The sequence below is a fragment of the Mycolicibacterium tusciae genome (genome assembly GCF_002086795.1).
In the GTDB taxonomy this organism is placed as follows: Bacteria; Actinomycetota; Actinomycetes; order Mycobacteriales; family Mycobacteriaceae; genus Mycobacterium; species Mycobacterium tusciae.
The window spans coordinates 93,768-105,059 of sequence record NZ_MVIM01000012.1; the positions used below are offsets into that span (position 1 = coordinate 93,768).

General features: G+C 67.0%; 14 protein-coding genes. 8 read left to right on the top strand and 6 right to left on the bottom strand.

What is annotated here, in order from left to right; translation table 11 throughout:
* Positions 1 to 4 precede the first annotated feature (4 nt).
* The 4 genes from rbfA to BST47_RS20845 are packed head-to-tail and all read left to right on the top strand — an operon-like array spanning position 5 to position 3,345.
* A complete protein-coding gene (gene rbfA / locus BST47_RS20830; RefSeq protein WP_083127543.1) occupies positions 5 to 511 on the top strand; it encodes a 30S ribosome-binding factor RbfA in 507 nt (168 codons plus the stop codon).
* Entirely contained in the window at positions 486 to 1,484 is a 999-nt protein-coding gene (locus BST47_RS20835; protein ID WP_083127544.1) for a DHH family phosphoesterase, read from the top strand. The genes rbfA and BST47_RS20835 overlap by 26 nt, the downstream gene beginning before the upstream one ends.
* A 33-nt stretch (positions 1,485 to 1,517) precedes the next feature.
* Complete coding sequence (locus BST47_RS20840) at positions 1,518 to 2,882, top strand: MATE family efflux transporter (protein ID WP_083127545.1); 1,365 nt, start codon at positions 1,518 to 1,520, stop codon at positions 2,880 to 2,882.
* 10 nt (positions 2,883 to 2,892) lie between these two features.
* Positions 2,893 to 3,345 carry a hypothetical protein gene (locus tag BST47_RS20845; RefSeq protein WP_083127546.1) on the top strand — a complete coding sequence of 151 codons (453 nt, stop codon included), beginning with the start codon at positions 2,893 to 2,895 and terminating at the stop codon, positions 3,343 to 3,345.
* 1 nt (position 3,346) lies between these two features.
* Here the strand turns inward: BST47_RS20845 and BST47_RS20850 are convergent, their stop codons facing one another.
* Entirely contained in the window at positions 3,347 to 3,913 is a 567-nt protein-coding gene (locus tag BST47_RS20850; RefSeq protein ID WP_083127547.1) for a class I SAM-dependent methyltransferase, read from the bottom strand.
* On the bottom strand, positions 3,910 to 4,677 hold the full coding sequence (locus BST47_RS20855; protein WP_083127548.1) for an enoyl-CoA hydratase: 768 nt from the start codon (positions 4,675 to 4,677) through the stop codon (positions 3,910 to 3,912). Before BST47_RS20855 ends, BST47_RS20850 begins: the two co-directional genes overlap by 4 nt.
* Before the next feature lie 22 nt (positions 4,678 to 4,699).
* Between BST47_RS20855 and BST47_RS20860 the strand changes: the two genes are divergently transcribed.
* Both BST47_RS20860 and BST47_RS20865 read left to right on the top strand, forming a co-directional pair.
* Entirely contained in the window at positions 4,700 to 4,981 is a 282-nt protein-coding gene (locus BST47_RS20860) for a DUF2277 domain-containing protein (RefSeq protein ID WP_083127631.1), read from the top strand.
* Between the two features lie 11 nt (positions 4,982 to 4,992).
* Positions 4,993 to 5,541: a DUF1802 family protein gene (locus BST47_RS20865; protein ID WP_420094051.1), complete on the top strand. Its 549-nt coding sequence runs from the start codon at positions 4,993 to 4,995 to the stop codon at positions 5,539 to 5,541.
* Positions 5,542 to 5,621: 80 nt separating this feature from the next.
* Here BST47_RS20865 and BST47_RS20870 read toward each other — a convergent pair whose 3' ends face one another.
* The 3 genes from BST47_RS20870 to BST47_RS20880 form a co-directional block, all read right to left on the bottom strand.
* The gene (locus BST47_RS20870) at positions 5,622 to 5,984 is read right to left on the bottom strand and encodes a hypothetical protein (protein ID WP_083127550.1); all 363 of its coding nucleotides are present in this window, start codon (positions 5,982 to 5,984) and stop codon (positions 5,622 to 5,624) included.
* A 79-nt stretch (positions 5,985 to 6,063) separates the two neighbouring features.
* Complete coding sequence (locus BST47_RS20875) at positions 6,064 to 7,746, bottom strand: CocE/NonD family hydrolase (RefSeq protein WP_083127632.1); 1,683 nt, start codon at positions 7,744 to 7,746, stop codon at positions 6,064 to 6,066.
* 10 nt (positions 7,747 to 7,756) lie between these two features.
* Positions 7,757 to 8,371, bottom strand: a complete 615-nt coding sequence (locus BST47_RS20880; protein ID WP_083127551.1) for a TetR/AcrR family transcriptional regulator — start codon at positions 8,369 to 8,371, stop codon at positions 7,757 to 7,759.
* 54 nt (positions 8,372 to 8,425) lie between these two features.
* Here BST47_RS20880 and BST47_RS20885 point away from each other — a divergent pair, with 54 nt between their 5' ends.
* The gene (locus BST47_RS20885; RefSeq protein ID WP_083127552.1) at positions 8,426 to 9,559 is read left to right on the top strand and encodes a sulfotransferase family protein; all 1,134 of its coding nucleotides are present in this window, start codon (positions 8,426 to 8,428) and stop codon (positions 9,557 to 9,559) included.
* Entirely contained in the window at positions 9,549 to 10,610 is a 1,062-nt protein-coding gene (locus BST47_RS20890; protein WP_083127553.1) for a DUF7064 domain-containing protein, read from the top strand. The genes BST47_RS20885 and BST47_RS20890 overlap by 11 nt, the downstream gene beginning before the upstream one ends.
* Here the strand turns inward: BST47_RS20890 and BST47_RS20895 are convergent.
* Positions 10,600 to 11,187 (bottom strand): DUF3558 domain-containing protein, encoded by a 588-nt coding sequence (locus BST47_RS20895; protein WP_083127554.1) that lies wholly within the window; start codon positions 11,185 to 11,187, stop codon positions 10,600 to 10,602. The genes BST47_RS20890 and BST47_RS20895 overlap by 11 nt on opposite strands.
* Between the last annotated feature and the right edge of the window lie 105 nt (positions 11,188 to 11,292).

Sequence of the window (11,292 nt, forward strand, 5' to 3'; positions counted from 1 at the left end):
GAGCATGCCTGATCCGGCACGGGCACGCCGGCTGGCCAAGCGCATATCCGAGATCGTCGCCACGGCGATCGAGTACGAGATCAAGGATCCGCGACTGGCCGGCGTGACGATCACCGACGCCAAGGTGACGAACGACCTGCACGACGCCACGCTGTACTACACCGTGCTGGGCAGTTCGCTCGACGAGGAGCCGGATTACGCCGGCGCGGAGGCCGGCCTGTCGAAGGCGACGGGTGTGCTGCGCTCGAGGGTGGGAGCGGCGCTTGGCGTGCGCTTCACCCCGACCTTGGCGTTCGCGCGGGACACCGTGCCCGATGCGGCGAACCGGATGGAGGAGCTGCTGGCTCGCGCGCGCGCCGCGGATGAGGATTTGGCGAGAGTTCGTGAAGGTGCCCAGCACGCCGGGGATGCTGACCCGTACCGTGTAGAAGGGGCGCTGGGAAGCGGTGGGGACCGAGACGACGAGTTCGACGCTGAGGACACCGGTGACCGCGATCGACAAAGCGACTGACGCACCAGCCAAGGGCGACCGGATAGACGCCCGCGGCGCGGCCGACCTGCTGGCCGCGGCACACAGTGTCAGTGTCGTGTGCCACGTGTATCCCGACGCGGACACGTTGGGCGCCGGTTTGGCTTTGGCGCTGGTGCTCGACAATTCGGGCAAAACCGTTCAGGTCAGCTTCGCCGCACCGGCCGAGCTGCCCGAATCGCTGCAGACACTGCCCGGCGCACACCTTCTCGTCGAACCCGGCGCGATGCTCCGTGACGCCGATCTGGTGGTGACCGTCGACATCCCCAGCGTCAATCGCCTCGGTGCACTGAGTGAGCTGGCCGACCCCGACCGCGAGGTGTTGGTCATCGACCACCACGCCTCCAACCTGATGTTCGGCACCGCCAACTTCGTCGACCCCTCCGCGGACTCCACCACCATGCTGGTGGCCGAACTCCTCGACGCCTGGGGCAAGCCGATCGATCTCGGCGTAGCGCACTGTTTGTACGCCGGGCTCACCACCGACACCGGTTCATTCCGCTGGGCCAGCGCCCGCGCGCACCGGCTGGCCGCCCGGCTCGTCGAGTTGGGCGTGGACAACGCCTCGATTAGCCGGACCCTGCTCGACACGCACCCGTTCGCGTGGTTGCCGATGCTGTCGCGCGTGCTGGCGTCGGCGCAACTGCTGCCTGACGCCGCCGACGGTCGCGGCCTGGTGTATACCGTTGTGGGACACCAGGAATGGGCGAAGGCGCGGCCGGAGGAAGTCGAGAGCATCGTCGACATCGTGCGCACGACGCAGCAGGCCGAGGTGGCCGCGGTCTTCAAGGAGATCGAGCCCGGGCACTGGTCGGTGTCGATGCGCTCGAAGTCCTACGACCTGGCGACGCTCGCCAGCACGTTCGGCGGCGGTGGGCACCGACAGGCGGCCGGCTATTCGGCGAACGGGTCCGCCGACGACGTCGTCCGGGCGCTCCGCGAGGCCCTCCGCTGACTCTGTCTGCGCGCGCCTCCATCAGCCGGCACATTGACTGAACCGGCCGACGGCCCGGCGGTCCCGACTGGGCCCACGCGTCAGCCGGGGATGACCGGCCGCCGCATCGCCGGCCTGGCGCTACCGGCTCTCGGGGTGCTGGCCGCAGAGCCGATGTATCTGCTGTTCGACATCGCCATCGTCGGCCGTCTGGGTGCCCTGCCGCTGGCCGGCCTCGCCATCGGCGGGCTGATCCTGGCGACGCTCAGCTCCCAGATGACGTTCTTGTCCTACGGCACCACCGCGCGCTCGGCGCGGTTCTTCGGGGCCGGCGATCGCCGGGCCGCGGTCGGTGAAGGCCTGCAGGCGACGTGGCTGGCACTGGGTCTGGGCATGGTGATCGTCGTCGCGGTCCAGCTCGGCGCTGTACCGCTCGTATCAGCGCTGGCCGGGGCTTCGGAGGGCGGCGAGATCGCGGACGAGGCCCTGCCGTGGGTCCGCATCGCGATTTTCGGCGTTCCGGCGATCCTCATATCGGCGGCGGGCAACGGGTGGATGCGCGGCGTGCAGGACACCGTGCGCCCGCTGCGCTATGTCGTGACGGGGTTCGTGTTGTCGGCCGTGCTGTGCCCACTGCTGGTGTATGGCTGGCTGGGGATGCCGAGGCTCGAACTCGAGGGCTCGGCGTTGGCCAACCTCGTCGGGCAGTGGCTCGCTGCGCTCCTCTTCCTGCGCGCCCTGTACGTGGAGCGGGTGTCCAGGCGGATCGATCCGGCGATCCTGCGGGCACAGGTCGTGCTGGGGCGTGATCTGCTGTTGCGCACCTTGGCCTTCCAGGCGTGCTTCGTCTCCGCGGGCGCTGTCGCCGCCAGGTTCGGGGCCGCGGCGGTCGCGGCGCACCAGGTGGTCCTGCAGCTGTGGAATTTCCTTGCCCTGGTGCTGGACTCGCTGGCGATCGCCGCACAGTCGCTGGTGGGTGCCGCGCTGGGCGCGGGTCAGCTGGCGCACGCAAGATCGGTGGCGTGGCGGGTCACGATCTTCTCCACCCTCGCCTCCGCGCTGCTGGCAGGTGTGTTCGCCGTCGGCGCCTCGGTCATCCCGAGCATTTTCACCGACGACCGTTCGGTGCTCGACGCGATTGGCGTCCCGTGGTGGTTCATGGTCGCTCAATTGCCGGTCGCCGGAATCGTTTTCGCGCTCGACGGCGTGCTGCTGGGTGCCGGTGACGCCAAGTTCATGCGCAATGCCACATTGATCAGTGCGCTGGTCGGGTTCCTGCCGTTGATCTGGCTGTCGCTGGGTTACGGCTGGGGCCTGCTCGGTATCTGGGCCGGGCTGTCGACGTTCATGGTGCTGCGGCTCGTGTTCGTCGGCTGGCGGGCGTTCTCCGGACGCTGGCTGGTGCCGGGCACTGGTTAGGCTGACTGCCATGAAACGGCTCGCAATCGCCCTTGCCGCCGGCGCAGCGGCAAGTTTGGTCGCGGCGCCGTCGGCGGCAGCGGAGCCGACCGTCGGCACCGCGGTCTACGTGCAGATCCGCCAGTCGTTCGCCCCGGTCGACGGTGACGACCAGTGCGTCGGCACGTCAGCGCTCGGGCCCGTTCGCCGAGGATCGTCGGTGGTCCTCTCCGAGGGCGGCATTGCGACCGATAGCCCCAAAGTGGCCGTCGGTCAGTTCTACCGCTCTCGGCTCTCCGACGGCGTCTGCGAGGCGCTGTACATCACGAGCGCGCCGATGAGGCCGGCCTTCAACGTCCAGTTCGCCGGCCCCGGCGGTGAGTTGAGTCCGACGTTCGGCCCCACCCCGTCCGAGCCCGTCACGTATCAGCCGGGAATCGAGCAGGTGGTCAAGGTCGACATCGACCTTCCCCCCGGTCCCTGAATCATTGCGCGACGCGCGCGATCACCGACCAACCGAACGGATTCGTGCGCACCTCGATACGTTCGAAACCCGCTGCCTCCAAACGGGATTTCAGTGTCGACGGGTCGACGGGGTTGTACGTGTCGCCTTCGTGATGCGCCTCGAGCTCGGCGCTGGCCAGGCTGTCGCTGGCGACCAGCGCGGCACCTGGCTGAAGAACACGGGCGACTTCGGCGAACAGCCGGTCCTGCAACTCGATGGTCGGAACGTGATGCAGCATCGTGAAACACGCTGCGCCGGTGAACCGGTCGTCCTCGTACGTCAAGGCCGTCGCATCGCCGCGCACGATTTCGACACTGGCTACATCGGCGAATCGGTCGGTCAGCATCGCTGCAAGCTGCTCGTCGATCTCGACCGAGGTCAGCTTGGGCACCGACTCGCTGAGCACGTCGGTGGTAGCGCCATAGCCGGGGCCGACCTCCAAAACGTCGTCACCCAAATCGGTTTCGCCCAGCGCCCACGGCAGGATGACCTCGCGAATCATCTGACGCCACTCGTCGCTGCCGCAGCGCTCATGGGCCTCGTTCACCGGACCTGCGCCCTTCCGCGTTCGAACACCGCGGCGCGGTTGGCCGCGATGTCGTCTCCGCTGGCCGAGCGCATCCACGCGATCGCCGAGTCGGCCTCGAGCGCCAGGCCCTCGGCGGTGCCGGCTTCGTCGATGCGGTGATAGGACGCCAGCAGGGCCCGCACCGCCTTCTGGTTGTTGCCGACGATCGACGCCGCCACCCTGCGTGCGGCGGGCATCAGCTCGTCGTGCGGCACGACCTCGGTGACCAGACCGGCGCGCAGAGCCTCGGTGGCCGAGAGGTAATCACCGGTCATGCTCATCCGGCGCGCCATTCCGACTCCGACCTTCTGCGGTAGCCGCACGGACAAACCCCAGGTCGGCAGCAGCCCTACCCGGGCGTGGGTGTCGGCGAACCGGGCGTTCTCCGAGGCGATGAGGATGTCGCAGTACAGCGCGAGCTCCAGTCCGCCCGTCACCGCCGCGCCGTTGATCGCGCCGATCACCGGCTTGGTCATCAAGGGCCACTTCGGCGAGATGTCGGGCAGCTCGGTGGTGTCGCCGAGTTCCTTGAGGTCCAGTCCCGCGCAGAACACCGGGTCGCTGCCGGTGAAGATGACGACGTCGACGTCGTCGGCGCTCTCCGCATCCCGCAGCGCTTGGAAGAACTCGGTGCGAAGCGCCGAGGACAGGGCGTTGCGGGCCTGCGGGCGGTTCAGCGTCAGCGTCCGCACCCGATCCTGGGTGTCGATCAGCAGGATGTCGGTGTTGTTGGGGTCTGTCATGGCACGAACCTATCGTGGAGTCATGTGCCGAAACATCACCGAGCTACGCGGACTGGAGCCGGCAGCCACCGCAGAGGAAATCGAAGCGGCCTCACGTCAGTACGTCCGCAAGGTCAGCGGAATCACGCGGCCGTCCGAGGCGAACGTCGAAGCCTTCGAGGAGGCCGTCGCCGAGGTCACCGCGATCACCACCCGGCTGTTGGCCGGGCTGGCGCCACGACGCCAACCGCCCAAGACAATTCCACCGTTGCGGCGTCCCGAGGTGCGTGCGCGCATCGAGGCCCGAGCCGCCGGCACCGGGTGACCGCGCAGACGCTGACCCAGCCCGCACTCAAGGAGTGGAGCGCGGCGGTGCACGGCCTGCTCGACGGCAGGCAGACGGTGCTGCTGCGCAAGGGCGGCATCCACGAGAAGAGGTTCGCACTCAGCGCATCACGCTTCTTGTTCTTTCCCACGCTCGCCCACAGCCATATCGAGCGGGTAAGGCCTGAACACCACGACCTGCTCGACGCCGCGGCCGCCGACAGCACCGAGGCCGAGGTCGTCCTGCGGGCCGGCGCCAAAGTCGTCGCCGCCATCGAGGTGGGCCAGCCCGAAAGCCTCGACGAGATCGAGGCGCTGCACATCTGGACCGCCGCATCGGTGCGGGCTGATCGGCTGGACTTCCGGCCCAAGCACCGTCTCACCGTGCTGGTGGTGCAGGCCAGCCCGTTGCGGGAACCCGTGCGGCTAACGCGTACGCCCGAGTACGCCGGCTGTAAGAGCTGGGTGCCGCTGCCCGTCGATCCGGACTGGGCACCGCCGGTGCACTCGGCGGAAGCGCTCGAGGATGTCGCCGAGCAGGTTCGCCGAGCCGTCGGCTGAGGTTGCTTTGCTGTAATCGCGGGAATCGGACCCTCTATTTGAATTGGATATGAGGTACGCGACGCGCGCTCGATCGCTCCCTAAATTGAATGTTGTACCGAAAACACGTCGACGAATTCGTCGATTGTCTGGCACAACAGGAAATGGATGAGGGAGAAGAGAATGAGCACCAAACCGCGTACTTTCGCAATGCTGTTGGGCGCCGGAGCGGTTGCCGCCGCCATCGCGTCGGCACCGGGCGCCGCTGCCGCAAGCGTGACGAGCACGCATGATTCTGGTGGTAGCACGACAACGCAGCGCCCCGGCCACGTGTCGATCCATACGACGCCGCCGATGGTCTCGCCGCCAAAGGTGTGGGGTTCCCACTCGTCGCCGCTTTTTGTTTTGGGTGACTGACCGTATGAGATGGCAGGCGAAAGGGCGCATAGCCGTTCGCCTGCCATCTGTCGTTAGGATATGCGTTTTATATGAATTACTTGCATTTCACGAATTCCGCACATACCGGTCGATGATCGTGTTTGCTCAGCGACCTGAAGGCGCATCTGGGCCTGCGGGCAGCACGAGCCGCGACACCCCACCCTCGCCGAGGTGCACGGTATGCGTCGACACCATGAGCTCTCGCGCGCTGACCAGAGGCTCGTTGGTACCGAGATTGCGTACGAACCGCGGATGCGAGCCGCCGGCGACCAGCACCCGGATCCGCGAGCCGGCGCGGAACCGGTGGGCGGTCGCGTCCAGTTCGATGCGGACGGTGCGGGGATCACCCGAAGCCGTTGCGCTGCGGCGGTATCCGTCGCTCACGTTGCGGGAGACGCCCTTGGCGTCGACTTCACTGATGCGGACGAACACGTCGTGGTACGGGTTGTCGCAGGAATGCGTCAACTCGACCACCGGCGTCCCGACGACATACAGATCTGCAGGCAGCCGGTCGCCGGTGAAGCACAGCACGTCGGGCCGCTCGGCGAGTTTCGCGTCCTTGCGGTAGCCACCCTCGGGTGCGAGCATCCGGCCGCCGACCGTGGGGGTCGGATCCACCGGGTTGTACGTGAATCGGGTCGGGGATGCGGTGTCGGGCGGCACTGCGTCGCCGAGGCGGCCGGTGGGTTGGAGGTAGAGCACTCGCTCGGGCATCGCCGGCGGCCACTCCGGCAGGTCGGTCCAGCCCTTGCCGTTCACTTCGATGCGGACTGGACTGCGCGTCGTTCCTTTGCCGCCGAGGTGTGCGTCGAACCAATCCAGCGATTCGCGCGTCACCGTCGCAGCGCCTTTGTACATGACCTGTGCGTGCGTCCACGAGCCGATGGTCGCGGCGACGTCGACCCCGCGCCGCTTCAGCGCGTCGTACTGCGTGAGTGTCTGCTCCAGAAACAGGTCCTGCCAGCCGCCGATCAGTAACACCGGGATATCGGCGCGCTGCAGCGCATCCCACGCGCTCCTGTCGGTCCAGTACGGGTCGTCGGCCTCGGGATGGCTGAGCCATTCCTCCCACCACGTCGCGCCCTTGCCCAGCAGCGCGCGGCCGGCATCTCCTGCCGGGAGCCCGCTCGTCGCCCGACTCAACGCACGCCGGGCGCGTAACTGCCGGATCGTCGAACGCAGTTTCGGACCCTCCTGGCGGGCAACCAGGTCGCTCCAGCCGAGGAAGTCGTTCAGTGCGAACGAGCCGGTACCCCAACGCGGGCCGCTGGGATCGTGCAGGCCCACCGTGATGACGGCGGCCTTCATCTCCGGCGGCGGGTCGGCGAGCAGGGCCCACTGGGTGAAGCCGAGATACGACAGGCCGATGGTGGCGAACGAGCCGGTGAACCATGGTTGGAGCCTCAGCCACGCGACGGTGTCCGCACCGTCGGACTTCTCGTGGACCATCGGAACGAAGTCTCCACCGGAGCCGAATGTGCCACGCACACTTTGGAACACCACGTGGTAACCGCGTGCGGCGTACACGCCGGCGTACATCGAGGAGAACGGGAAGCCTCGGCCGTAAGGACAGCGCACCAACAGCGTGCCCGTCGGATGGGGAGTCGCCGGCTCGTAGTGATCGGCGAGCAGTTCGACACCGTCGCGCATCGGCACCCGCACGGTGTGCACCGAATATTCGGTCGTCTGCGGGGGCAGGTGAAGCAGTCGGCTCAGGGTCCGGTCGCGGAATGTCCCTAATTTGCCTCGGGACGGCGTGGAGGTGGCATTGTCGGAGACCGCGGTCATCTCACGCACGCTACGCGGGCGGCGCATCGTCGTCCTCGATAGCACCGATCACCTTGGCCATCACCCACCCGATCGCACGCGTCGCATCGGTCCCGTCGATGCCCCATACCCCCACCAACCGCTCATAACTCGGCACGTTCCACAGCACGTCCAGGAGGGCCGCCGCCATCTGCTGCTGGGCGGCCGACCATGCGGGAGCAGACGCCGACACTGCCCGTACGAGCGCTTCGCGCCTACGGGCGTCGACGCCGACGAATGTCGGATCCTGCGGCGTGTCAACGGATTTCCGTACGGAGAATCGTTGCAAGGACGCGAACACCCTGGCCGTCACATCGTCGATGTTGGTCAGGTCGACATTCTCGTAGGAGATGCCCGCCTCGGATTCCAGTCGTTGCATGACCGCGTCGTGCAGATGTCGTTCGGTGGGGAAGTGCCGGTAGACGGTCCGCTCTCCGACGCCCGCGCGTTCGGCCACCGCCTTGAACGTCAGATCTCGCCAGTTCCAGGAGTCGAAGACGTGTACCAATTCGCTGCCGGCCGCGACGATGCGCTCCCGCGTTTGGGCCGCCTTCTGCTGGCGCGCCCGGTTGTCGTAGGTGCGCCGCGCTATTGACGACTCGGTCATAATAGTGACAGTGTACTGTCACTAAATTGACTGTGCCGAAGGGGGAGGTGCACCGTGCCTTCGCTCGACGACCTGACCGGCGCCGCGGTGCGACGCACCGGACTCGACGACTTCGGTGACGACTCCTTCCGCGAGGGCCTGGGGATTCTCGTGCGCGCTCTGGGCGAGGAAGCGCGACTGAACGCCCGCGGCGAAGCGTTCGTCTACGACCGCATCGGACTGCACCTGTGCCAGCGGTTACAGGTCGAGGACTGGTATCGCCGTCATCCCGAGATCGACGACGAGCAGATCGAGGCACCGTTGTTCGGACTCGGTCTGCCCCGCACCGGGTCGACGGCGCTGTCGTTCCTGCTTGCCCGCGATCCACACATTCGCTACCTGCGCAGTTGGGAGTCCACCCGGCCGTGCCCGCCCCCCTCGACGGTGCAGGGTGACGATCCGAGAATCCCGCTTGAGGCACGGCCCGTCGTTGTCGGCAGCAGGCAACACGTGCCCACCGATGTTGCGGGGCCGATGGAATGCCTCGATCTGATGGCGCTCGACTTCAAATCGCAGATGTTCCAGGCGTTCGCGCAGATACCGTCGTACTCCGAATGGCTGCTGGACCGGGCCGACTTCACGTCCACCTACCAGTACGAGCGTCGCGTGCTCAAGCTGCTGCAGTGGGGTGAGCCGACACGACCGTGGCGGTTGAAGTCACCAGCCCACGTGATCTCCCTCGGCTTCCTCGACCGGGTGTTCCCGGATGCCCGATTCGTGATGACCCACCGCGATCCGACCGACGTGATGCTCTCGGTCGCCGATGTCTACGCCGACATCGTCTCCGGATTCAGCGATGACGTCGACCGCCGGTATCTGGGCGAGCTCAACGTCAAACAATGGTCGACGGGCATCGACCGCGTGCTGAAGTTCCGCACCGGAGGAGCCGATGATCGCTTCTTCGACATCGACTTTCGAGCCATGCAGGACGACCCGATCGGCGAGGTGCGCCGGCTGTATGCCTGGCTCGGGGCGCCCGTCAGCAATGAGTTCGAGGACGGCATGCGCGCGTGGTGGGCCGAGAACGCCGAGAACCACGAACCACACCCGAAAGCCGACCCGCAGGCATTCGGTATGGACCCCAATGCGATTCGGCCGCTGTTCGCCACCTACGTCGACACCTACCTGGGAGGTTCGCATGGCAATTGACCTGACCGGCGGCATCGACACCGAGCGCGAATACATGTTCGCGCAGCGGCCGGACAACCCGGAGATGCGGGATTCGGTGAGTTTCTGGGTCGTCGACGAGGACGGCAGTGTGGGGTTGCCACGCATCGGTGTCGAAGCGGTCGCCGCGAACTGGGAGTCGCACGGCGTCCAGGTGAACGTCGCGTTCGCCGATGGGCGCGTGTACCGACTGCGTGACGAGGGCCCGAGAGTGCCGTCCATCGGATCGGACGATAGGCCGTCGGTCCTGGGCGCCGGCCCGCTCGCGTTCACGTGCGTCAAGCCGTTCGACGTGTGGACGATGACGTTCGACGGAAAAGCCGACGCGACGTCGTCGGCCGCCCTGATCGCGGGCCGCAAGGACGGGCCGTCGGTCGACCTGCGATTCGAGGTCGAGGCGACCATGGCGGTGCCGCCGTGGGTGCAGGGCGCACTGCAGGCCGATGCGGATGCGCAGTTGAAGACGTCGATCGTCGGCGATCTGATGGGAGGACCCCGCTACGAGCAGCTGTTCCGGGCGACGGGCTCGGTGCACGTGGCCGGCGAGCAGCACGCGTTCGCGGGAAGCGGCCTCCGGATCCGTCGCCAGGGCGTGCGCCGTCTCGAGGGGTTCTGGGGCCACTGCTGGCAGTCGGCGCTCTTTCCGGGTGGACGGGCTTTCGGCTATATCGCCTACCCGCAGCGGCCCGACGGTGAGCCCGCGTTCAACGAGGGCTATCTGTTCGGCGGTGACGGTGAGCTGATCCCGGCGCGCGCCGTGCAGGCGCCGTGGCTGACACGTCTGGAGCCCAAGGGGGAGGACGTCTCGGTCGTGCTGGAAACCGAGCGCGGCACCGTGCACATCGAGGGCGAGACCGTGGTGTCGACGCATGACATCACGGACCCCAGCGAGGTGCCCGCCGACATGCTCGAGCAGATGGCGAATTGGACCTTTCCGGCGCTACAGCAGGCCGGTGTGCGGTACCGCTGGGACGGTGAGGAAACCATCGGAATGCTCGAACGCTCGAGTCCGATGGACAAGATCACTCGTTAGAGGGGCCTTGGAAGATGTAGTGCGGCACCAGCTCGTGGGCGCGCTGCAGGTTGGTCTGCATGCAGTCCGGTTGCGGGTTGGAGTAGATCGTCGAGAAGAAGATCGTCTGTTGGATCAAGCCGTAGTCGGTGTCGAATCCGATGGCGCAGGTGACCCACCAGCGGTTGTTCCAGTCGGTCGGCTTCATGACCCACCACTGCGCGGCGCGGTGGCCGTCGATGTCGAGTTGGATGGCATCCGCCGGAAGGGCCTCTTCGAACGTCTTCCACACGAAGGCCTCGACGGTCATCTGGTAGTTGCCCGCGTCGTACTTGCACCGCATCCCTTCCTCGGGAATTGGCGGCGTGAAGGTCAGGCCGAGGGAACCCATCACGTCGAGCGGGAGGTCACGGCACGGGTTGAACGGATCCGGATCGGTGATGTCGATGACCGGATATTTGATGCTGGTTGTGACGTTGGTCATCGGAATATCCGACGCGCGCACCTGCATGGGTCCGCCGGGGTTGGACTGGCCGACCGCGATCACCGCTGCGACGAGCGCACACAGCGCTGCGAGAACGCGCAGCTTGGCGATCATTACACCCCCTGCTGTCGTGGCGGCGGGGCCGCCGGCCTCTGGTCGGATCCTGCCCGGGGAGTGTAGCGGCCCGAAGTCAGGGTCCGAAGCGGAAAAGAGAACATG